The following is a 20,359-nucleotide window of genomic DNA, read 5'->3' as shown; positions in this document are numbered from 1 at the left end:
AGCAGAGTGTTCTGCTCCCTAAGCGTTAAAACCTGCCAGCCGTCCGGAGGTCGTCGAGAATGGAGAGGACAGTCTGCTTGCGGTCGAGATTGTAGGCATCTGCAACCGTCAGCCGCTCGGACAGCTCCGACGAAAGCCGTGCGAAACGTTCGGCCGCGGCCAGATCGCCGCCAAGGCCGGCCGCCTTGGCCTGTGCGTTCACATGGCGCGCGACGAGCGTCGCGAAGAAGTCGAAGATCGTATCGCTGTCCTTGGCGGCAAGGATATCGCCGAGCTTGTGCATCTCGCGCCGCGCCGGCGCGTCGTCGGGATGGCCGAGCATGTGGTCGAACGCGTCGATGATGTCGAGGCCACCATAATTGACGAGCTTCAACGCCTCCGAGACGCTGCCCTTTGCCGCTGCAAGCACACGCGCGCCTCTCTCCCCCTCCAGCCGGATGTCGAGATGCGCCAGCGCCCGGGCCATATCGGCGTCGGCAAGGGGCCTCAGCGCCAAAGGCAGGCAGCGCGAGCGGATGGTCGGCAGCAGGCGGCCGGGTGTGTGCGTGAGGACGAGGAACATCGACCGCTTCGGCGGCTCTTCGAGAATCTTGAGGATCGCATTCGCCGCGTTGCGGTTGAGATCGTCGGCCGGGTCGATGATGACGATGCGCCAGTTGCCGGTGCCCGAAGTCTGCGCGAAAAACCGCCCTGCCCGCCGCACTTCGTCCACGGTGATCGCACTTTTTACCTTGCCCGTCTTTTCGTCCACCGGACGCGTGAGGTGCAGGACATTGTGGGACGACCCCGCCGCGATCTGCCGGCTGACGACGGAACCCGGATCGGGATCCGCCATCTCAGCCGGCGCGTCGGCCGGCTCGGGATGGTTGAGGATGTGGTTAGCAAAGCGGAAGGCGAGCGTCGCTTTGCCGATGCCCTCCGGCCCCTCGATGAGGATGGCGTGATGCCCCTTGCCGGAGCGATAGCCCGCCGCGAGAAAAGCCTGTGCCTCTTCGTGCCCGAACAGTGCGCTGTTGTCGGATGGCGCGATAGCCCCGTCGAGGACATCGGATCGACCTTCGCTCATGCCTCTACCCCTGCATCCTGCCGCTCGGCAATGCGCGCTTCCACGGCTGCCAGCACATCGCGCGCGATGGCCTCGACCGAACGAGAAGCATCAACGACGCGACACCGCACGGGATCGCGCGCAGCAATGTCCAGAAAGGCCTCGCGGCGCTTCTCGTGTGTTTCCAGCTCTTCCTTCTCGAAGCGATCGGGTACGGCATTCGCTACCTCGGCGGCCTTGGAAGCACGAGCTCGTGCCCGCTCGAGCCCTTCGGCCGCAGGCATGTCGAGGATAATGGTGATGTCAGGGCGCAGACCGTTGATGGCCAGTCGTTCAAGGCCATCGATAAGGGGTTCGGGAAGATTTCCGGTGATGCCCTGGTAGACACGGGACGAGTCCATGAAGCGGTCGCAAAGGACCATGCTGCCACCGTCAAGCGCCGGACGGATCAATGTTTCCACATGATCGCTCCGCGCGGCGGCAAAAAGCAGTGCCTCCATGCGAACGCCGTGGGATTCAGCGGCCCCCGACAGGATCACATGCCGCACGGCCTCGGCTCCGGCGGAGCCACCGGGTTCGCGGGTGATGCGCACGGCATGGCCCTGCGCTTCCAGCGCGCCGGCCAGAAGACGGATCTGAGTCGACTTGCCGACCCCCTCGCCGCCTTCGAATGTCACGAACATCGCACCTGCCGTCAATTCCATTGCCTCTATAGTCGCGATTTCCAGCCCTGACGCCGCAAACGCCAGTCACCATGCCACCCGCCATCGCACAGACGCGGAGAGCATTCCCAGCGGATAAGACCCAGTAGCCTATTGCTCTGCGTCTGAAAACACGCGCGCGGGAAAAGGACGCAGAGCCGCTGGACGACACGCCGCAGTACCATCGACAGGAACAGTCAAAGCCAGAAGAACAGCAGTTCCTGCAAGGCATCCGCAGCGCGGCTCGTCAGCGAGCCGGCTTCGACGGACGCGGCCGTCTTCAGCGGCACCTCCCGCAACAGCTGCTCTCCGTTCCAGATGCGCAGCGTACCCGCGACCTCCCCTGCCCGCACAGGCACGGTCAACGGCCAACGATAGACGACGCGGGCGGTGAGCTTCGCCGGCGTCTTCACCGGCAGGAGGATATCGACAGGACCCGCGGTCACCAGCCCGACGGCGGGTCGGTCGCCACCGTAGACGCTCGCCTCCGCGACCGTCTCGCCCTCGGCGAACAGCCGCTTTTCCGAGAAACTCGTCATGGCCCAGTCGAACACACGCCTTGCCTCGGCCACACGATCTTTGTCCGTGGCGAGCCCGTTCAGCGCCAGATCGACGCGACGCCCATCCCGCTCCATGGACGCGACGATGCCGTAGCCGTACCCTTCGGCAAAACCCGTGACGTAGCCGTCAACGCCGATATTCGCGGATATCAGCGGGTTCCGGTTGCGCTGGCGGATCTTGTTCCACTCGAACTCGGCTTGCCGAAAGAGCGGGATATCATCGGGATAGGACGCGCGGAGATGACGCGCGAGCGTCACGAGGTCCCGCATCGTCGTCAGATTGCCCTCCGCCGGCAAGCCGGTGGGATTGGCGAATGTCGAGGCCTTCAGCCCGATCGCCCGCGCCCGCGTCGTCATGCGCTCTGCGAATGCCGCCTCACTGCCGACCATACCCTCCGCCAGGACGATACAGGCATCATTGGCATATTGAACGATGACACCCTGAAGCAGATCGCCGACCGAGACTCTGGAATTCAACGCGGCAAACATCGCCGATGTGCCGGATGGCGCCCCGCCCGTCCGCCAGGCATGCTCGCTGACCGGGAAAAGCGTATCGCGCGACAGGCTCCCGTCCTTCAGGGCCGCGAGCACCAGCTCGACCGTCATCATCTTGGCCATGGAAGCCGGCGGCACGGCCTCATCGGCCGCTTTCTCAAGGAGAACGGTTTCCGTCAGCGCATCGATGACCAGCGCCTGGCGTGCCTTGGTGTCGAATTCCTGCGCGCCGGAGGCGGTGCTGCAGAGCGCAAGCGCTATCGTCAGCGCCAATGTCTTGCCGAGCGTGCGCCGCCTCACAAAGCCTCCCAAGGGGCCGCCCCCATCCAGCCGGTCTCAACGAGCGTTGCGTTTGGCATGCGCGATGATGGCGGATAAGGTCAAAGCCTGCGGATCGACCATGATGGCATCGAACGCGGTTTCCGAGGTGCTGACGCGCGCTTCTACATAGGCCGCCGCATAAAGAATGCCGTTACCCGGCTTGCCGAAGCTGCCTGGTCGTTCTGCGGGAATGGGGCCGATGTCCGGCAACGTCACGAAAGCCTCCAGGGCCTCCATGGCGCCCGGCGCGCGCAGGACATGTTGCGTCTCGGCAAGGGCCGTCATCGAGGAGGCGTTGTCGAGCGAAGGGTTTGCAGACGGCGCCGCCTGATTGCGCGCCGCTTGCGGCACGGGCGCCTTGGCTGCAATCGAAACCGTTCCGAGATCCGAAGACCCGAGGTTCTTCATCTGTCGCGACAGAGGTTCGTTCGAAGCGACCATGACGCCGGACGCGATCTGCCCTTCCGGCGCGATACCCGGTACGCGGCTACCCTTGGCCGCATAGGACGCCATCAGGTAAGGCATGTCGTTGCCTTCGAGCGGCGCACGGCCCACATATTGCACCCGCACCTGCGCACTGCCCTTGCGCTTGATGTCGAGAAGATCGGCCGTCTTGGAGGAGACGTCGATGATGCGACCGTACTCGTATGGGCCACGATCATTCACGCGAACGATGACCGAAGAACCGTTCTCGACATTCGTGACGCGGGCATAGCTGGGAAGCGGAAAGGTGGGATGGGCCGCCGAAAGATGCGCCGTGTCATAGACTTCGCCATTGGCGGTCAGACGGCCATGGAATGCGGATCCGTACCAGGAGGAAACGCCGACCTTGTTATAGCCGAAGTCTTCCTTCGGCGTGTACCACTTGTCCTTGACCTTGTAGGGCTTGCCGACCTGATAACGCCCGCCACCCTTCGGAATGTTCTTGCCGTCGGCGACGCGGGGGCTCGCCTTGACGCCATAGACCGACTCCGGAAAATACTCTTTGCTCCGCTTCTTCGGAGCCTCGACCTGCGCCGTGGTTCCACAGGACGTCAGCGCCAGGCAGATCGCCGGAACGGCCACAAAACCTGCGCCTCTCGCGAGGAAACGTGCGTATTGTCTGAAAGTCATCTGTCCCACATTGCCGCTTGTCTGACGAAACCGGAACGCCTGAGCCCCTCGCAGGCGCGCCGATCGTACCAAAAGGATACAGTCGTCAAAAATGACAGCAACGTGGCATAAATGCGAACGCAGGGTCAGCACACGTCATGGAATTGGTTTTTATGGTTAATGCATGGTTACGATCAGCCGACCAGGAGGTCAGCCGACCTCAGCAGACATATTCGATGATGGTGTAGTTCACGCCGACGATCCGGCCTCGCATATCTCGCACGAAGGAAGGAATATATTGCTCCTCCGGCGGAACACAGATGTCAGCCGTCTTGTCGTTGGCACTGCTGCCCATCGGCGTCGAAGAGTCGAGGCCAGCCACAACGATACCCTCACTCGAATAAGACGCTGGATCGCCAAGGGCGGCAACAGCCGGTTGAGAAACGGCAACGCCAAAGCCAAGAGCCGCACACATATAAACCTTCCGCATCGCTCGATCTCCGTTACCGCGGGTTATCTGCTCTCTGAACACCGCCAATCTGCCTTTGTTCCAAACCTTAACCCCAACGGCGTCTGGGTCGATTGTGCAACGACTCCCCTGAGGCCAATGCTGAACCTCGACGTAAACCCCGAGTTGACGACCCGCCCTCCAACCGCTAATTCAACCAAACCCTCGCAAGGCGAAAAGCCTCAGGAAGAGTGTCCGAGTGGTTTAAGGAACCGGTCTTGAAAACCGGCGTGCGGGAGACCGTACCGTGGGTTCGAATCCCACCTCTTCCGCCAGTGCGCGAAACTTCAATTGTAAAACGGGTCGGATCCAAGAAAAGTGCCGAAATCGGACCGGACCTCTTGCGCTTCTTCTAGGATGATTCTAAACGCTGGCCACGGTTCGTTTATTCGACCCGATGAGGCCTCGTGGCGGAGTGGTGACGCAGAGGACTGCAAATCCTTGCACCCCGGTTCAATTCCGGGCGAGGCCTCCAAGACTTTCATCAATGAAAACAGCAAGTTAGATGGTGTGTTGGGCTTGATTTCCTCGGCTCCGTGTCGCATTGTTGTTGCGCCCTTCTCCCCTTGATTTACAACGATTTCCTGCGACACTCGGCTACTCCACGCGACATGCGACGCGACACTAAGAGGTGCGCAACATGGCCCCGGAACCTCCCCGGATCCAAGAAGTAAACGGATACGACATCATCCCTACCGAAGGGGTGTTCAAGGTCTACGACAGTGATCAGCAATACGGTCCGGACTTCGATTCGTTCGATGAGGCCGCGGAGCATGCGGATACCCTCCCTAGCCGTAATCCACCGAGTCGATGATGATCGACCTACCCCAAAACCGGTACGCGCTGCGGCACGATCCGGACGACACCTGGGCAATCGAGGACATCTTCACTGGCCAAACGGCCGAGGTGAATGATGTGCCGCAAGAAGGGCTCGACATGGAGATTGCCGACGACCTCGTCGACCTCTTGAACCTCGAATACATTAACCGGCGCAAGGGGACGACGCATTGACGCTGCGCCCTTTGCAGCTTGCCGGCGAAGATTATTCGTCCTCGACCAAACTCAGCTCGATCTGTGTGCCTGGTTTGGGAAACGCCTCATCAAAGTTTCTCTTGAACACATCCCAACCTTTTGAGACGCGCATAACAGCAATTACCTGCAGGAGGTGATCGCGCAGGTCCGGCTGGCCTAAATCCTCACTGAGAAACTGATGATGCTTGAACTTACGCCGCTTTGTGGCTTCTTGCGTCGGGTTCCGTTTACGAAGCTCCGTGATTACGCCCGGCGGCAGGCGGTCGTAGACAATCTCGTTTGTAATGTGCCCCAGAAGCGGCGGCTTTGCCCGACCAGCCGGAGGCCATTTCCAATTCTTTAGCCGGTATATCTGCTTGTAAAACTCATCTGGGAACCGCTTGGCCCACGCTAATCTCTCCTCCGAGAGGTAGGCCTCAAGAATACGGTGGAGCTCGTCTCGATCACGAGATGATTGATATCCTGTAGCTTCATCGACCAGCGCAATGATACCGACTCGTGCAAAGCCACGCACTAGGGTCTCGCACTGCCGTGCAATGTGTGCCTGCTGCTTCTGAAGCACCCCTGCATCCCTTGCATCGAGCACTACCTCGCAAAGGTCGTGAAGAATTGTAGCCTCGTACCCATAGGCCAACCCTCCTTTAGCCGTTCTGAACCGGATAGGGTTTGCGGTCCGGTCAACTAAGTCACTGGAAACAAAGGTCGAAAGTCGCCCTTGCTGCGCAAATTTAGCAAGGCGGTCCCCGCCCTTAGAATATGATCCGCCATGCGACATACCAAGTGCATTGATTACGCCAGTCTGCGCGAGAACACGCCTTCCGTCCTCAAGAACAAAACACGGAATTTGAATATCTCCGATTTTCAGCGGGCGGTCCGCAGACCCGTGAGTTGCCATGGGCAACTCTTTGGCTATGGCCCACCGTGCCTCTGCACTCTTTTTTGCGATTGCAGACCTTTCGTCCTTTGTGAGCGCCTTTGCGCGAGCACTCCCACCTTTTGATTGCGGGGATTTCTCGACCTCGTCCACCATGCTCAACCTCCGATGCTTGCTTAGATGGAAACTGCCATGCTTGCTAACAATTAGCAAGCACACTTGCGGAGAAGTAATGTAGTGCTTGCTGAGCCTCGCTGGCCTGCGCCTAACAACGCGAGCTTCGAATAATGCGAGTAGGCTGGATACAGGTCCCCCCTTCGCTTACTGCCCCCATCTCTGGGCTGCGAACCGGGCAGGACATTTTCAATCACGGTATAGCCAGAGTACCGTTCCCCTTGCGGGAGGTGGTCAGCCCCTGCCCCGCTACTGGACCCGAACGTTATCGACCGGGTACAATACCGGGTATCGTCAGTCATCGGACCGGGTATCTCTCCCAACATCTATTCATCGTGTTTTCAGCTGAGGCAGCGATGATAGGGTGCCGTCGGACGAAATAGAGCCGCTGCTCATCACCTACGTTTATTTGGGGCGTGCTACGCAGTTGCGTTGCAAAAAGCGTAGCAACGCGTTCATGCATCGTTCTGGATTGCTTTCTCGTCACTTACTGCGATGTTGACCTCCGGTCATGAGAACGCGAAAGGGAAATGCATGCCAGACGCTTATAACGAGGGTGATATAGTCCAGCTGAAATCAGGCGGGCCGTCAATGACGGTTGAAGAAACGCTTGATGACGGGAAGTACCGGTGTGTTTGGTTTAAGGGCGCATCCCGGGAGCTTGGTGTATTCAAGGAAAACACTTTGAAGACCTACGTACCTCCGGTGGTGAATGACTGAGTTGCAGGCGGCCCGGTGGATGCTGCGAGAATTTAGGCAGTGTGGTTTTCTCTATCAGGAACTTGCCGCAAGCCACCTATTCCACCTGAACGATCCAAAACTGGCTTACTTCGATAAGGCCTCAAATCTCTGTGTCGGTAAGCGCGTCTTAGCTGAGTTCAATAGGCTAACGCCAAATGCGGTCTACGAGCGAAGCGGGAAGTTTTGGCGGTTTAGATTAGACACTGACCAACCAGGGCGGCAGCAGTAGAATTGGTGGTGGTTACCGGCCAGCCGAAGCCGTGACAAACGCAAAAAAGCACCCTCGCCGGTTAAGGCAGGGGGTGTGTATCTAAGGTCTGGGCATTGCAGCAGCGAAGACCGGGGATAATGCCTGTGGATTGTGTGGATTGTCATGCAGTAAGGGAGCCCGACCGATCTCTTCGGCGCAGTCTGCTCAGATAGATCCATAGCCGGGAGTGGCCTGCAATGAACCTGCATTCAGCCAATGAAGGCGTCCGCCGTGGGGAGAAACTAAAGGCTCGCATGCAGGCTTCAGGGCTAACAATGCAAGGTCGGGAGCTTTGGACAGACGACGAGATTGCAATCCTTCGCAGCAATTATCCCGACTATCCGACAATGCGCCGCCTTCTTCCAGGACGTTCGGCCAAGGGCATCTGGCGGAAAATTGACAAACTCAACATAGGCCGAAAGCTAAATGTTTGGACAGCGGCCGACGTATCGAAGCTGCGGCGGCTCTTCGGACGGGCATCTCGGGCCGAGCTAGAACAGTCGCTGCCTGATAGGACTTGGAGGAACATAGTTAAAACCGCCTATCGACACGGCTTGAGACGTCCTCGAAGACGATACGTCGTGGTCCCTAGCGAACAGATGAACGTCATTCGAGCTCGATGCGAAGAACTAGGTTACACAATGATTGACCTTGATGAGCTCGCCGGAACACGCGACTACTTCAAAAACGGCGCATCGTTTTTCCTTCGACCAGATATGAGAAAGGTCGACAAGGCCGTTCGGGCTCTTGATGGCAAGCTGGTCGTAGTATGGAACGATTAGTCGACACTGCCGGTCCTGATATCCGAAGCTCGATGCTGGCCGGCGACTGGCAGGTGTTGAGCATCTTCCTCGAACGCTACGTGCACCCGAGAGTGAACGCCGGCAGGATGGTGGCCGACCGGTTCAACGGTCAGCAGTACCGCGGCGAGATTTAGTCGCGGCCAATCGAGAGGAAAGGCCCGCCATCGAGCGGGCTTTTCTCTGTCCGTGAATCATCACCACATGTGGCCGTTTTCAGGGATCCTGTTTAGCTTGCGGATCGATCCACCCATTATCGCGACAGAACTGTTCGGCGGATCGAAAAGCTGCCCGCTGGGTAGGGTATGGCCCAGGCAAGGTATATTCCTTGCCCCTAAGCGAGATCATGACCGACTTCGAAAAGACATCGAAGAAGATCGCCATTCCGGTTTCATACCGCATGCGTGCCTCCGTCATCGGCACGGCAAGTTTTAGAACTGCATTTGGTTCCTACAGATTGCAGGTTTCGACGGTTAATCCACAGCTTGGCTAGAAAGCCGCCCCACGAACAAAAGGCGCGGGGTGGGTCAAGTGTCGCCGTGTAGGGTCTCTCAGGACGCTGCGATATCTTGGTCGAGAGCAAAATTCGGCTCGCATAGAGCCCGCGCCCCGCTCTTATGATCGTCTGTGACCGTCACTGACAGGTAGATGTCCTGATCGTAGCTCCAGCCCTCGTACTGGATAAAGAATCCATCCCGGGTGATTTGCATTTCCGGCATGCCGAATATGAGAGCAGAGAGCGCGCGGGTCTGTTCCGCCCCGAGATCCCGTGATGGGTCGAAGTCTTCACCGACTATTGCGCGGAATTGGCTTGCGTAGGAATTCATACCCCTAGAATTAGGACAGCAAGGCGACGTGGGCTACCCTGCGAGATGAAATGAAAAAGCCCCCCGCCCGTTAGGGCAAGGGGGCTGGCAATTCAGGTCTTGGGAGGACCGCGGAGACTGTAACCGGGCAACGGTGCAGCCAGGCTCCGAACCACCAGTATGCATGCGAAGCTTGAGCGAGGCTGCCGTTCCGTTAACCATTTTCGCTAAGCTTGTTTTAACGATACGTTATGCTCGCATTCGAGAATGTGATCTGTACCGGTTTCTGAATTGGAGGCATGCATGGGTATCGCGATTATCGTCGCCGTCGGAGCGATCAATCTTGGCTGGATCGGCTTTCTTGGACTGATGTCATACTGGGCAATTTTTGGCGGGTGAAGTACCGGGGATAGAGTGTGGCCACAGGACAAGACGCGCTAGGTGGCTAGGCTCGTGCCGCGCGGAACCAGTAGCACAGCGCTTACCAGAGGTGAATTCCACCAGATGTGACCAAGGTGCTCTTGGCTGCCGCCAGTAGCGCTGCCGTCTTGGTATCATCATGTCGGCGTCTGCACCCGCTGCCATCGGCACGAGCACGTTGTTCATTCCGAAATAAAGCGCCGGAGTGCCGTCCTAAATTACATCGGTCATTTGGTGCCAATGCTACGATGTCAAAGATGCGGCTTAAAGGAAGACAGCTGCTTTGGTGTCGCAAAGCTGCCGAGGTAACGTTGACCTTGAACGTGCACAACTATTAAAGTTCCCACACAGCCGTAGGGGCGGCGATAACAATTTAGGAAACTGCGCGTGTCAGAAAAAGAATTCCAATATATATCCAATGATCCAGACTATCGACATTTGCACGATCGTGAGCGCTTCAAGGCAATGTATGATGAAGTCGGCACGGTTGAAGCAAACCTAGAAGTGAAATGGCGCGAAGAGTGGATGTTTCGCTTCAAGCCCGATCCATCATCGACCATCCTTGAACTTGGAGCCCACAACGGCCCTAATCTAATCCACTATGCAAGATTAGGTCACGACATTACCGGAGTGGAAATATCGGACACTCTAAAAGCCACGTTTGAACGGTTTTCACTTAGAGAACCCGAGATAGTGCGCAAAAGAATGAGAATGCTAAGTGGGTGGATAGAAGAGTTCCAGCCAAAACGCAAATATGACTACGTTCTCCTGACCGAAGTATTAGAACACGTGGCCGACCCTCTGCAGATCATACAAAAGGCTGCCGAGTGTGTGTCTAAGACTGGAACCATATACATCAGCAGCCCAAGCACTCTCTGGGGAAACAATACGCATGTCCGTGGTGTTCCACCAGCGGAGCTAGAGGCTTGGCTAGAGACAGCCGGGCTCACGGCTATCTATAATATCGACGATGGAGGCCGGACGTTCTGCGAGGCTAAACTGAAACGATCAGTAAAAAAGACATTTTGGCAAAAAGTGATCGAGGTTTTTTCGAGGTAGGTAGCAGAAACTGGCGATAACAGATCATATAAGAATATGGAAAAGCCCGCCTGAAGCGGGCTTTTCCGAGTCTGAGATCGGATAAAAAATGTTTGGTCCCATTCGATTGTTCGAAATGGCCATATCAGGCCTCCTGTGATGGGTTGTAAAATCAGCGGGTCCGGCGTTGTTCCGACGCTTCAAGGCGCTGCAGGATCTCGCGCACGACTTTGATGTCGCCTGCCTGCTGGCTGACGAGGCCTTGGAGATCCTTGATCGACGCCGCAGTCGAACTGGTCGTCTGCTCGGTGTTTGTCAGCCGATATTCGATGCGGTCGATCTTCTGGATATCGCGCTCGATCGCGCGAAATCGTTCTTCGTTTCGTCCGGCAAGTCCCGTGACTTCGGCTAGGCGCTCCTTGTGGAGCTCCTCGTGGCCGATCCGCCATGCTTGCAGATCCTCAATGTCTCGAGTCTTCTCGACCCAGATCGTGATGAGACCGACGCACATGCCGACCAGCGTCACCAGACTGATGATCGTGTTCAAGTTCCATTCCAGCCGGGGAGCGCGTGTTGGCATCTGCATATCGGTCTCTCTAAATGACGGGCCGCGGCTGATCAGGCGGCGTTCTTCGGCGCGAAGTATGTGAGGACGGCTGGCAGCCCGATCGTCAGCGCGTAGAGCGCCAGGTAGCCGTACCAGGGCGTATCGTCGGGCATGAACGGGATACCGACCGTCCCGGTGACGACGCCGCCAGCGGCAGCGGCAATTGCTTTCGTGTACTTTTCCATAGTGAAGTCCTTTCAGAGGTTGAGGAATTGCTTGCGTTCTGCTGCGCGCCGATCAGCAAGGCCCTTGATGAAGACCTTCTTTTTGCCGACCGTGCCCTTGTTCCAAGGAAGGAAGGCGTCCGCTGCGCCGGCGCGGTCTTCCGCATTCAGCTTCTCCACCAGAGTGGATCCGGCGAATGCGGTCGGGCCTATATTGAACGCGAGCGAGACCAGCGCGTCGAATTCGTGCTGCGCCAGCGGCACCTTCACGGCATCGAGCACGGCTTTCTCGAACGTCGCCAGATCGCGAGACAGGATCTTGTCAGACTGCGCCGCGGTGATCTTCATGCCGGGCGCTACGGTCGGGGCTCCAGCCGCCGTCGTGTGCCCCACGCCGATCGTAAGGATGCCGACGCTGTCACGGTAGGCCGTCAAGACGTTGCCCTCGCGCTGCGTGATGGCAGCCCGGCCGGCGGCGCTCGTCACCATCCGCCGCACCTGGGGCGCGCTCTTGACCGGGAACAGCTTCGCCAGCGTCTTCGGCCCTACGTCGCCATCCCGCGCCAGACCGTTGGCCGACTGGAACTGCCGGATCGAATAATCCAATTCCGGACTGTGCTTTCCATTAAGAGCGCCTTTGTAATAGCCACGGCGTTTCAGCTCGGATTGGATATCCAAGGTGGTCTTCATAACGATTTCCTTGTTGAAAACGGCAAGCTTGGCGCAAGCCTCGCGGCCTACTGCCGCCTTTGGCGGGTGTCCCCGCTGCTAAAGATCACGAGGATCAGATGGCTTATGACTGGGATGGAAAGCGGACGCGATAGCTCAAGATCATTCAGGGTGTAGCCGTCGGCATGACCGTCGTAGCGGTCTGTGCAGCCTTTGCCGCCTTGTTGGCGCTGGGCTCAGATCTTCCGTTCGCTCTGTTTGGATGAACGACATCTCCTTGCCCTGAGCTGTCCACGGCGCACATTCATGAGTCGCGATAAGCTAATCGCAAAGTTACGCGCAAGCCTCAAGAATGCTGCTTCTGCTAATCGGTTCGGCATATGGATCGCGGGGTAAATCGCAATGAACGACGTTTCTGAGAGCGAAACAAAGCACATGGCCGAGACCAGAAAAGCTTTGCTCGAAGACTATAAGATTGCACTCGCACGCTGGGATGACGCAGCCAAAACGGCCCTCACGATCAAAGGGTGGCTGGTGGCGGGGTCCGCCGCGACGCTCTTGACGCTTGCACAAAGCTCCTTGAACGAGCAAAGGCAATGGCTCTCCATTGCCCTTGCGGCGATCACAGTAATTGTCTGGTTCTTGGAAGCGCTTTGGAAATCGTGGCAACATGCCCAGTTTCCTACGATCTGGAAGATCGAAGCTTACTTCAGCGGCTCGTATATGGAAACGCCTCAGATACATCAGCTATACAGTAGATGGATTGGGGAAAACGGCGGAGAACAATTCAATTGGAAACGCTGCTTCAAGGAAATGAAGGAGCCATTCGTTTACATTCCTTACGCTCCGATCATTGTAATTCTCTGCATAAACGCGTGCCTCTGACGCTTCCGGCATTAAGCACCTACTTTCTGCGCGTTTAAGCCTCAAGCCCGAATGCTTCTGCATGTTCACGCGCCCATGCCTCCATCGCAGTGGTCTCGCCTGTCGTGAGCGCGCGGTTGAAAATTACCGCTAGAGCGAGATCGATCGGCGCGCGAAAAACCACAGGAAGTCCGCCGATGTGAACTTTTTCAGAACCCGTCGTCTTGCTGGCGCCGGTGTTGGTCGATGTTGCTTGCGTCCCAAGTGTATGGTTCCGCTCGACGGTCGCGCCTGTCGCTGGAGACGTCAGCGAGGCTATCGTCCACACCCCGTGTTCCATGTTGACATTGATCGTGTCCGCGCCGCCGGCTTTCTCGACAAGGGCGTTAAGCAGCGGGCTTCCGGAATAGGCAAACAATGAAATGCCTTCATTTTCGCCACCAGCGAAAGTGCCCATGACGCCGCTGTTTCCAGGGCCGACAATGGTCCTGAAGAGCGCGAAAAATGTCATTGCAGGCGTTTCGGGGATATGCGTATCGATCACGTCTACGACCGTGCAGTAACCGTCATGATCTTCGAGTGCGCCGTAAAGCGTGGCATCGGGCCCGCCCGCCCAGTTGGTGAGCGCGATCTTGGGGCCACCACTGAATACGAAGCAGCCAGTTAGGCCGCTCACGACTGGAACCTTGAACACGGAAAGAGGAGGGTATCCCTTACTCGGGAACGCATCGCCGCCGATGCGCAGAGCGTTTACAGTAGCCATTTCTGTCTCCTAGAGCTTGATGAAGTTGTCGTTGATCGTCTTGCCGACGACGAGCCCGCCGATGGCGTTCAGGTGCAGTGTATCGCTCCAAAGGAACAGCGCGTTGCCCTGGTCATATGAGCCGAACGTGTCTACGAGGCTGAGATATTCCGAGCCATTTGTTTCGCAGAGGTCAATAATGGCGTCGCGGTAAGCCGATAGCGGGTTAAGAACCGCCCCTGCGTTTACCGGAGGAATAACGTGAAGAACTCCGCAGTCAGGAACGATGCTTTTCACAAGGGTTGTGAGATCACCCAGCACATCAGCATAGACATCCGGTGTGCTCACCGGGCTACCTGCGTCGTTGGTGCCAAGCACGGTGATGACCAGATCAGGCTGGATCAGCGAGATGGCCAACTGCATATTCGGGATATAAAATTGCATTCTGGCGGCATCCATGCCCCCAGCGCCGAAGCGGTTAATTTCAATCCCGCTGACGTTTCTTTCGGCATAAAGGCCTGCGAATGAAACGGTGCCCGTATTTCCGACCGTATCGATATCCAGCGTGTGATCGACGTCAGCGAGACCGGAAATTGTGATTGCCGCCTGGGCGCCACCCGTTGCGTCCGTGACAACAGTGTAGCTTCCGCCATCAACACGATACCGCCACTTGCCTCCAAACTGGTTTCTAAGGATCTTGATCGATGTCGCCTTCAACCCGGCAACCGAAATGGTCTGGTTGGTTGCCGTCGTATAGAGCACCTGTCCATCTGGACCTGTGCCAAAGGGATACGTCGTCCCATCGGTGGCATTGGTGATCGTCCACCCGCCCGACGTCACCAGCGTTGCGCTCGTAAGGGCGACGGCAAAAGCTGTGCCGCGCGACGACATGAAGCCAGTATCGGAAATCGGAAAATCCCTGGTCATCTCCGTCATCAGGCCGCGTGAAATCGGGTCGCCCTGAACCCAGCTGTCGCCGATCACAAGGACTTTGATCTTCTCTGGCGAGATGCCGAACTTCATGCGAGCGATCTTGCTGCGCACACGGTGGAGGGATTGCCCCGATGACATCGCCTGTCGCGGCAACAGCTTCGCTTTCAGCGCCTTGCTGACTTTCGGGAAGTCGATACCGTCTTCATCAAGGAAAGCGGCGACGCCACCTTTGTCTGAATAGAGAAGCGGCTGCCGTACGGAGTGAACGGAGATTGCCGGCGCGAGATCGCTGGTTGCCTCGCGTTTTGTCTCCGGTGCAAGGACCGGCAACCCGACGCGACCTTCTTCGTCGAGATACATGATGGCAACCTCGTCGCTGACGATCAGCGGCTGGGCTTGACCGGTCGCTTCGACCTTCGGAAACTGCGCCCCGACAATTTTCATTCTGAGCGCGTCGCTGATAAGCGCAAGATCGATACCGTCATGGGTCAACCACGCGACCACGCCGCCTTGGTCCGAGTAGATAAAGGGCACCCGCAAGGTGGGGCTCAGCGGAACCGACACGTCCTTGACAGCTTCCCGCCTGGTCTCAGGGGATAGCGATGGAAGGCCAACCTCCCCCGCTTGGTTGATGTACATCACAGCCACATCGTCAGTGACGATGACTGGACGAGCCGGGCCAACGTGTTCGATTTTCGGGGTACGATCGTTGAACTCCGCAAGCTGCGCCTCGGATACGGGCTTCCCGCTGTCAGGCGTGTTGTCGATGTCACCCAGACCGATCGTTTCACGAACTCGCTGCTCTTCCTCGGCGCTCAGAGCTTGAGAGACGTCAAATCGAACCCGATTGTCGACGGCAAGGCCAAGGTCGGAAACGACCTCTGCGAGCTGCTCGCGTGCCTCCTCCTCTGCAGAGATCCGGGCGGTGAGTTCGGACAGCTCGGTCCCGCCTGCAACGTCGTCCGTGACGTCGCGCACGTCGATCGAGGCAATGTCTGTCTCGGCGCCATTCCCGTAAATGCGAACAAGCGGTAGGCCATACACCGCAGACGGCGGGATGATGTAGACGAGCTCGCCAGGCGCCCCGGCCTTGCCGATCATGAAAGACACGCGCAGCGGACCGCCGGCAACGGTTGGCAAAAGGGCGCCGCCAAGACGAACGTTGCTGACGCCCGCCTTGTTCGCATTCAGGTTCTGCCAGCGGATCTCGACTGCGTTGTTCGCCGGGTCGCTCGGGTCGACGTTGCGATCGACGGTTGCCGTGACGAGATAGGTTCGGCCAGGATCAAGGGCAAAGTCAATCCGGCGCGCAACATCCACATAGCCCGACACGTCGTCGGTATCGACGCCGCGGATACGCAGAACTGAACCGAGATCGGCAGACGGCGCGACGATGCCGGCAGTGATTGGCGCGCGCGACAGAGCCGAGCCGGTCAGCGCCGAGGAGAACAGCGCGCGAGCATCACCCGGACGGGCGAATGCTTGGCCGAGCAGATTATTCGAAGCAGCCAATGCCACATTTGCCTTCGATGCCGCGGTTGATACCGCGTCCTGAATAGCCGCGACAGCGGCCGACAGATCTGCATCGGTTGCGTAAGGCGCAAGCGCAGTACTGATAGCTGCCGCTACCTCAGCATCCGTGGCGATCGTCTGTAGGATAGCGTCAATGCGCTGCCCGAGGGCCGTATCTCGCTGCTGGCTGGCGGTGGCTTGCGCGCCGACGACCCCGCCCAAGTAAGTCAAGACGGCATCACTCTGATCGATTGCTGCATCCAAAATAACCCCGAGACGATCCGCAAGACTCGCTGAGCCAGAGCGAGCATTCTCGACTTCGTTGCCTCGATCTACAGCGGCATTCAGTTTTGCGCGCACACTTGCGCCGCCTTCGCCGTTGGCGATGGTTCCAATGGGCATCGTTGGCCTCGTGAGTGTTAGATGGTCTCGATGAAGGTCAGGGAAGGCGATCCAAAGCGGCCGAGATCCAGATCAAGGTCGCCATCGCCCATGTCTTTGAGGACACAAAGGCATTTCAAGTCGTCGAACTCGACGAGTGTGTTGGCGGCAATAGCCGCGCGCAAAGGCGGAAGGAATTTGATGGATGACGTAAAGTCACCTTCATCCACCCATGTCGATCCATCGGTCCAAACGCTACCGTCGTGAGAACCAAGGACTGTACCAATGATGGTTTCCGTCTGCGCTAGAACTTCTGTCACGCGATGCAGACGGTTCTGAATTGTAATATGATGCCCCGGCTCCAAGTCAGCGGCGACGCCCTCGACCTGCACAGTGGTGGCACGACGGGCAGCGGGCGCCACAATCTTGCTCGGCGCCTCGCCTTCGAGGCAGTAAAGGTCAACCAGGCTGACGAGAATATCCTCGCCTTGTCGGAGGCGCGCGATCATCGCCCTATAAGCAAGAACCGACGTTTTGTTGTTCGTGCGAAACGCTACACCAATTTCCCAGAACCCCGCATCCCGGAAGACATTCTGCTGACGCCCTGTCCCGGTACGTCCGCCCGAGGCAACAAAATTGCGCAGTTCCGGATTGCAAAACACCAGCGTCAAGGATGCAGACTGCGTGATCGTCATGGCGTGGTCTCCGTGCGAAAGGCAACAACGGTGAACGTGATGACCTGTTGAACACCAAGGGCGATTTGCGGCGCGGTTATTCGTACCTCGATAAAGCCAGGCGTCTTGCAGATGGCGCCCGGAAAGCCAAAGCCATCGGGAGGTGGATCTTTCGGCTGCAAGTAAATTGCGTGGTCTGTCGGGCGCACACCGGCCGCGCCGATCGTTGTCTTCTTCACTCCAGCAAGCGTCACGGACAACAAGGCGCCGACAGTGATGCTACGCTCCCCGATGACGACGGCGTACGGGCGCGCCTTTACCTCGTTGATCAGCGCTTGAAGCTGCGCTGTCGCCGCAGCCATCGCCGCCGTCTGCTCCGCCTTGAACGCTTCAAAGCGGGCATCGAGCGATTTATTCACGCTCTGCAGTGCGCGCTGAAACAGACGGGCATCACTGAGCCGTGTTGAGTTCAGCATCACACGACTTCCGACGCAGGGCCAACGGCGGCAGACCGCTTGCCGCTGCCATTTTCGGCGAGCACCCAATAGTACCAGGCCCCAGCAGATGGCGGGGTGTCTTCGTAGACCATGCCCGTGCCCGGCGAACCGTAGATAGGCCCTTCCAAGTCTGTCGCTGTCGCAAAGCTCGTCGTGCTGTTGCGATAGACGCGCGCAGCCTTGAAGTTTTCGCTGTTGGGATTCGTCCAAGCAACAGCAACCGTTCCGGCTGTCGGGCCGGGCAGAGCATCGAAGTTCGACACCGGACCCGGCGGCGTCGGATCAGCCACAGCCGGAATGTTCTCAATCAGCGCATAAGGGCCGACGCTTCCTGACCCGCCTCGCCAACGGAAACGGATGTCGTACAGACTGCTGTCCTCCAGCCCGACGATATCGACGGCGTAAGCGCCCTTCCCGACTGAGGCAGCCTGCCAGTTTTCTTGATCTGCCAGAGTGTATTCAACCTCGAGCTGGAGGTCGTCACGATCATCGGGTGCGGCAACCGACGCCTTGATCAATGCCACTTTCACACCTCCAGATATTTGACGCTGCGTGCCAATGGCTGTGGCCATTTCGATAGAGGGCAGCGAGCCTTCCTCAAGACGATCCGCAAGAGCCGGTGCGGTGCCTTCCTCAGTTGCGGGGTCGAATGCATAGGCTTCCGGCCCAAAGCTTGCGAGCTGCAGGGTCACGATCATGCTTTCGTGGTCGAGAGAGATGTCCAGCACCTCCATCGTCTCATCGAACACCTCTGTTTCGGTATCGAGGTCAGGGATCTGGACGCGGACCCAGCGCTGATCCCACGCCTGCATTCCGAACAGCGTCGTCGTGATCTTCCCCTGCCAGCGAGGCGCAGCCCTATGGGCAGCCAGCTTCGCAATCCGGCGTGCGTGGTTGTGGTTTTGGATTTCGTAGGCATCGATGGTCTTGGATCGAACCTCACCATACTCGGCGATCTCATCATCTTGCCGCCAAGGCTGCGCATCCGAGGCTGTGAAATCGGCCAAGGGCTCTTCATACTTGACGAGAATTTCGTTGCTCTCACGAAGAGGGCCGGCCCCATCTGACAAGGAAAAATCGATGATGTGATCATCAGTGATGATGACCGTTGGCTCGACCCATACCCCAACGGAGAAACCTATCTTGCCATTCGATTTCAGGCAGAGGCGACCGTCCGTCGCCGTGAGGAACCGGTTGAGAACAGACTGAGGGTCTGCCTCGAAACTGTAGCTGAGGGCGCCGTGGTAGCGCCGAACCGTTCCTCCCGACTTTGTCGGCAGCAAAACGTCGCTGTCATTGGCAGCTTTGATGAAGTCTGCATCGTCGATATATTCAGGCTCGATCTGCAAGCCGTCTTCGTGCCAAAGGTAGTCGCGAAGGTGGAGCGACAGGTTCGCGCTATAGGCGGTTGCCGCCGATCGCGGATCATAAACGCGAGCCGTGCGAAACACGCCGTTCAGCTTAGCGATGCGGTTCGGGTAGATCTTCGAGAACTTTTCGTCCGGCACGCCACGCGTTTCCAGCAGGGCGTGCGCGATACCGTTAGCTCTATGAGCCTCCGTCCAGATCGTCGGGAACTTCTCAATGAGCGCGTCATATGCCGTCTGAAGAACATTACCCGGCCGGTACGTGATGCGCACCTTCTGCTCATAGTAAGGATCTGTCGTAACGACGCCGCCGGTTCCAAGCTCAACATGCCGGCTATCGACGAGCCATTCGACGACGCTATCGAAACGCTGACTTGCAAAAGCAACAATTTGCCAGACGTTACCGTCTCGTGCCTCGATGAACAGCTGCGAGCCACCGAGCTGCTTCAGGCCATAGTGCCGCGTGCGCGGTGGCATGGACTGTCGAATGACGTTCTGCACGTCCTGAGGCTTAGGCGCCTCTGGTTTCGGTGCCAGCAGGCTGAGACCAAAGGCGAGGCCAATATTGATGACGCCAGCCAACGCAGTGCCGATAGCTCCCGCCGCAGCTGCTGAGCCCAGAATAGAACTGACGATCAACGTGCCGGGATCGGCCATAGCGGAAGAGGTCAGGCATCCCAAGAAGACACCCGCCATCAGCAGGGATTTCAAACGTGCCATGCAGCAACAACCTTTGGATTTTTCAGAGCCGTCACGCATTTTTCACCTTTGACAGCCCACCTCCCGGACTGTGTCCGGATGGCTGCAAGGTGCCGGTCGCCATGTCGAATGACGCCGAAGTCTCCAGCACTGTCGCCTGAAGATCGAACGGCGCCGACGGATCGGGCCAGTCGGGAAACCAATCGGCAGAGACCACCCTCGCGATTGAGGACAGCATGGCACTCATCGCGGGAACCGTATGTTTCGCGCAGATGGGATGCCGGATCGGCACCGTGATTGACGGCCCACCAGTCGGCTATGACCAGCGCACAGTCCTTCGTCCCCCAAGCGAACTCGGAGGCAGCCATCGCGCGTAGAAACGCGCCAAGATCT

At 58.1% G+C, this 20,359-nt stretch carries 24 protein-coding genes and 2 tRNA genes; 10 read left to right on the top strand and 16 right to left on the bottom strand.

The features are described from left to right. Positions 1-25 precede the first annotated feature (25 nt). The 5 genes from C8J33_RS04495 to C8J33_RS04475 form a co-directional block, all read right to left on the bottom strand. Entirely contained in the window at positions 26-1,066 is a 1,041-nt protein-coding gene (locus tag C8J33_RS04495; protein WP_132663283.1) for a DNA polymerase III subunit delta', read from the bottom strand. Then, entirely contained in the window at positions 1,063-1,749 is a 687-nt protein-coding gene (gene tmk, locus C8J33_RS04490; RefSeq protein WP_245507055.1) for a dTMP kinase, read from the bottom strand. The genes C8J33_RS04495 and tmk overlap by 4 nt, the downstream gene beginning before the upstream one ends. Positions 1,750-1,943: 194 nt before the next feature. Then, a complete protein-coding gene (locus C8J33_RS04485; protein WP_245507054.1) occupies positions 1,944-3,101 on the bottom strand; it encodes a D-alanyl-D-alanine carboxypeptidase family protein in 1,158 nt (385 codons plus the stop codon). Between the two features lie 36 nt (positions 3,102-3,137). After that, positions 3,138-4,235, bottom strand: a complete 1,098-nt coding sequence (locus C8J33_RS04480) for a septal ring lytic transglycosylase RlpA family protein (protein WP_132663281.1) — start codon at positions 4,233-4,235, stop codon at positions 3,138-3,140. 199 nt (positions 4,236-4,434) lie between these two features. Further along, complete coding sequence (locus C8J33_RS04475; RefSeq protein ID WP_132663280.1) at positions 4,435-4,704, bottom strand: hypothetical protein; 270 nt, start codon at positions 4,702-4,704, stop codon at positions 4,435-4,437. A 203-nt stretch (positions 4,705-4,907) separates the two neighbouring features. Here C8J33_RS04475 and C8J33_RS04470 point away from each other — a divergent pair. From C8J33_RS04470 to C8J33_RS04460, 3 genes are all read left to right on the top strand, one after another. Further along, positions 4,908-4,997 (top strand) — tRNA-Ser (locus C8J33_RS04470). 126 nt (positions 4,998-5,123) lie between these two features. Further along, positions 5,124-5,197: transfer RNA gene (locus C8J33_RS04465), tRNA-Cys, on the top strand. A gap of 338 nt (positions 5,198-5,535) precedes the next feature. Next, positions 5,536-5,733, top strand: coding sequence for a hypothetical protein (locus C8J33_RS04460; protein ID WP_165929728.1), 198 nt, complete (start codon positions 5,536-5,538; stop codon positions 5,731-5,733). A gap of 31 nt (positions 5,734-5,764) precedes the next feature. Here the strand turns inward: C8J33_RS04460 and C8J33_RS04455 are convergent, their stop codons facing one another. Continuing rightward, on the bottom strand, positions 5,765-6,784 hold the full coding sequence (locus C8J33_RS04455; RefSeq protein WP_132663278.1) for a P63C domain-containing protein: 1,020 nt from the start codon (positions 6,782-6,784) through the stop codon (positions 5,765-5,767). Between the two features lie 513 nt (positions 6,785-7,297). Between C8J33_RS04455 and C8J33_RS04450 the strand changes: the two genes are divergently transcribed. The 5 genes from C8J33_RS04450 to C8J33_RS26930 all read left to right on the top strand — a co-directional run bounded on the left by C8J33_RS04450 (position 7,298) and on the right by C8J33_RS26930 (position 9,086). Next, positions 7,298-7,522: a YodC family protein gene (locus C8J33_RS04450; protein ID WP_422037476.1), complete on the top strand. Its 225-nt coding sequence runs from the start codon at positions 7,298-7,300 to the stop codon at positions 7,520-7,522. Beyond that, positions 7,515-7,772, top strand: coding sequence for a DUF6953 family protein (locus tag C8J33_RS27885; protein WP_132663276.1), 258 nt, complete (start codon positions 7,515-7,517; stop codon positions 7,770-7,772). The genes C8J33_RS04450 and C8J33_RS27885 overlap by 8 nt, the downstream gene beginning before the upstream one ends. Positions 7,773-7,990: 218 nt before the next feature. Further along, complete coding sequence (locus C8J33_RS04440; RefSeq protein WP_132663275.1) at positions 7,991-8,575, top strand: hypothetical protein; 585 nt, start codon at positions 7,991-7,993, stop codon at positions 8,573-8,575. Between the two features lie 32 nt (positions 8,576-8,607). Next, complete coding sequence (locus C8J33_RS27785; RefSeq protein ID WP_281024594.1) at positions 8,608-8,730, top strand: hypothetical protein; 123 nt, start codon at positions 8,608-8,610, stop codon at positions 8,728-8,730. 209 nt (positions 8,731-8,939) lie between these two features. Next, positions 8,940-9,086, top strand: a complete 147-nt coding sequence (locus C8J33_RS26930) for a hypothetical protein (protein WP_165929727.1) — start codon at positions 8,940-8,942, stop codon at positions 9,084-9,086. Positions 9,087-9,144: 58 nt separating this feature from the next. Here the strand turns inward: C8J33_RS26930 and C8J33_RS04435 are convergent, their stop codons facing one another. Continuing rightward, entirely contained in the window at positions 9,145-9,420 is a 276-nt protein-coding gene (locus C8J33_RS04435; RefSeq protein ID WP_132663274.1) for a hypothetical protein, read from the bottom strand. 786 nt (positions 9,421-10,206) lie between these two features. On the opposite strand from C8J33_RS04435, the gene C8J33_RS04430 reads away from it, so the two are divergent. Then, complete coding sequence (locus C8J33_RS04430) at positions 10,207-10,878, top strand: class I SAM-dependent methyltransferase (protein ID WP_132663273.1); 672 nt, start codon at positions 10,207-10,209, stop codon at positions 10,876-10,878. A gap of 151 nt (positions 10,879-11,029) precedes the next feature. On the opposite strand, the gene C8J33_RS04425 is transcribed toward C8J33_RS04430, so the two are convergent. The 3 genes from C8J33_RS04425 to C8J33_RS04420 form a co-directional block, all read right to left on the bottom strand. Beyond that, positions 11,030-11,404 carry a hypothetical protein gene (locus C8J33_RS04425; RefSeq protein WP_132663272.1) on the bottom strand — a complete coding sequence of 125 codons (375 nt, stop codon included), beginning with the start codon at positions 11,402-11,404 and terminating at the stop codon, positions 11,030-11,032. A 71-nt stretch (positions 11,405-11,475) separates the two neighbouring features. Next, positions 11,476-11,649: a hypothetical protein gene (locus C8J33_RS26925; RefSeq protein WP_165929726.1), complete on the bottom strand. Its 174-nt coding sequence runs from the start codon at positions 11,647-11,649 to the stop codon at positions 11,476-11,478. Between the two features lie 12 nt (positions 11,650-11,661). After that, positions 11,662-12,318 carry a glycoside hydrolase family protein gene (locus tag C8J33_RS04420; protein WP_132663271.1) on the bottom strand — a complete coding sequence of 219 codons (657 nt, stop codon included), beginning with the start codon at positions 12,316-12,318 and terminating at the stop codon, positions 11,662-11,664. 381 nt (positions 12,319-12,699) lie between these two features. Between C8J33_RS04420 and C8J33_RS04415 the strand changes: the two genes are divergently transcribed. Beyond that, the gene (locus C8J33_RS04415) at positions 12,700-13,182 is read left to right on the top strand and encodes a hypothetical protein (RefSeq protein ID WP_132663270.1); all 483 of its coding nucleotides are present in this window, start codon (positions 12,700-12,702) and stop codon (positions 13,180-13,182) included. 34 nt (positions 13,183-13,216) lie between these two features. On the opposite strand, the gene C8J33_RS04410 is transcribed toward C8J33_RS04415, so the two are convergent. From C8J33_RS04410 to C8J33_RS27880, 6 genes are read right to left on the bottom strand one after another with little or no spacing between them, the layout of a single operon-like run. Next, positions 13,217-13,924, bottom strand: coding sequence for a hypothetical protein (locus C8J33_RS04410; RefSeq protein WP_132663269.1), 708 nt, complete (start codon positions 13,922-13,924; stop codon positions 13,217-13,219). 9 nt (positions 13,925-13,933) lie between these two features. Further along, positions 13,934-16,750 carry an SGNH/GDSL hydrolase family protein gene (locus C8J33_RS04405; protein ID WP_132663268.1) on the bottom strand — a complete coding sequence of 939 codons (2,817 nt, stop codon included), beginning with the start codon at positions 16,748-16,750 and terminating at the stop codon, positions 13,934-13,936. A gap of 17 nt (positions 16,751-16,767) precedes the next feature. Next, entirely contained in the window at positions 16,768-17,424 is a 657-nt protein-coding gene (locus C8J33_RS04400; protein WP_132663267.1) for a hypothetical protein, read from the bottom strand. Then, positions 17,421-17,879: a hypothetical protein gene (locus tag C8J33_RS04395; RefSeq protein WP_132663266.1), complete on the bottom strand. Its 459-nt coding sequence runs from the start codon at positions 17,877-17,879 to the stop codon at positions 17,421-17,423. Before C8J33_RS04395 ends, C8J33_RS04400 begins: the two co-directional genes overlap by 4 nt. Further along, entirely contained in the window at positions 17,879-20,026 is a 2,148-nt protein-coding gene (locus C8J33_RS04390) for a hypothetical protein (RefSeq protein WP_132663265.1), read from the bottom strand. Before C8J33_RS04390 ends, C8J33_RS04395 begins: the two co-directional genes overlap by 1 nt. Beyond that, positions 19,975-20,334 carry a DUF6950 family protein gene (locus C8J33_RS27880; RefSeq protein ID WP_422038047.1) on the bottom strand — a complete coding sequence of 120 codons (360 nt, stop codon included), beginning with the start codon at positions 20,332-20,334 and terminating at the stop codon, positions 19,975-19,977. Before C8J33_RS27880 ends, C8J33_RS04390 begins: the two co-directional genes overlap by 52 nt. Positions 20,335-20,359: the final 25 nt, after the last annotated feature.

The sequence above is a fragment of the Rhizobium sp. PP-CC-3G-465 genome, from assembly GCF_004343445.1.
Taxonomy (GTDB): domain Bacteria; phylum Pseudomonadota; class Alphaproteobacteria; order Rhizobiales; family Rhizobiaceae; genus Ferranicluibacter; species Ferranicluibacter rubi.
The sequence above is the reverse complement of the archived record's forward strand: the minus strand, read 5'-3'. Positions and strand labels throughout refer to the sequence as shown.

Coding starts and splice junctions, on each gene's coding strand:
- C8J33_RS04440 (WP_132663275.1), top strand. CDS start 7,991: ATGAACCTGCATTCAGCCAATGAAGGCGTCCGCCGTGGGGAGAAACTA.
- C8J33_RS27885 (WP_132663276.1), top strand. CDS start 7,515: ATGACTGAGTTGCAGGCGGCCCGGTGGATGCTGCGAGAATTTAGGCAG.
- C8J33_RS04475 (WP_132663280.1), bottom strand. CDS start 4,704: ATGCGGAAGGTTTATATGTGTGCGGCTCTTGGCTTTGGCGTTGCCGTT.
- C8J33_RS27785 (WP_281024594.1), top strand. CDS start 8,608: ATGCTGGCCGGCGACTGGCAGGTGTTGAGCATCTTCCTCGAACGCTAC.
- C8J33_RS04415 (WP_132663270.1), top strand. CDS start 12,700: ATGAACGACGTTTCTGAGAGCGAAACAAAGCACATGGCCGAGACCAGA.
- C8J33_RS04455 (WP_132663278.1), bottom strand. CDS start 6,784: ATGGTGGACGAGGTCGAGAAATCCCCGCAATCAAAAGGTGGGAGTGCT.
- C8J33_RS26930 (WP_165929727.1), top strand. CDS start 8,940: ATGACCGACTTCGAAAAGACATCGAAGAAGATCGCCATTCCGGTTTCA.
- C8J33_RS04460 (WP_165929728.1), top strand. CDS start 5,536: ATGATCGACCTACCCCAAAACCGGTACGCGCTGCGGCACGATCCGGAC.
- C8J33_RS04405 (WP_132663268.1), bottom strand. CDS start 16,750: ATGCCCATTGGAACCATCGCCAACGGCGAAGGCGGCGCAAGTGTGCGC.
- C8J33_RS26925 (WP_165929726.1), bottom strand. CDS start 11,649: ATGGAAAAGTACACGAAAGCAATTGCCGCTGCCGCTGGCGGCGTCGTC.
- C8J33_RS04450 (WP_422037476.1), top strand. CDS start 7,298: ATGTTGACCTCCGGTCATGAGAACGCGAAAGGGAAATGCATGCCAGAC.
- tmk (WP_245507055.1), bottom strand. CDS start 1,749: ATGGAATTGACGGCAGGTGCGATGTTCGTGACATTCGAAGGCGGCGAG.
- C8J33_RS04420 (WP_132663271.1), bottom strand. CDS start 12,318: ATGAAGACCACCTTGGATATCCAATCCGAGCTGAAACGCCGTGGCTAT.
- C8J33_RS04390 (WP_132663265.1), bottom strand. CDS start 20,026: ATGCGTGACGGCTCTGAAAAATCCAAAGGTTGTTGCTGCATGGCACGT.
- C8J33_RS04400 (WP_132663267.1), bottom strand. CDS start 17,424: ATGACGATCACGCAGTCTGCATCCTTGACGCTGGTGTTTTGCAATCCG.
- C8J33_RS27880 (WP_422038047.1), bottom strand. CDS start 20,334: ATGGCTGCCTCCGAGTTCGCTTGGGGGACGAAGGACTGTGCGCTGGTC.
- C8J33_RS04410 (WP_132663269.1), bottom strand. CDS start 13,924: ATGGCTACTGTAAACGCTCTGCGCATCGGCGGCGATGCGTTCCCGAGT.
- C8J33_RS04435 (WP_132663274.1), bottom strand. CDS start 9,420: ATGAATTCCTACGCAAGCCAATTCCGCGCAATAGTCGGTGAAGACTTC.
- C8J33_RS04495 (WP_132663283.1), bottom strand. CDS start 1,066: ATGAGCGAAGGTCGATCCGATGTCCTCGACGGGGCTATCGCGCCATCC.
- C8J33_RS04395 (WP_132663266.1), bottom strand. CDS start 17,879: ATGCTGAACTCAACACGGCTCAGTGATGCCCGTCTGTTTCAGCGCGCA.
- C8J33_RS04480 (WP_132663281.1), bottom strand. CDS start 4,235: ATGACTTTCAGACAATACGCACGTTTCCTCGCGAGAGGCGCAGGTTTT.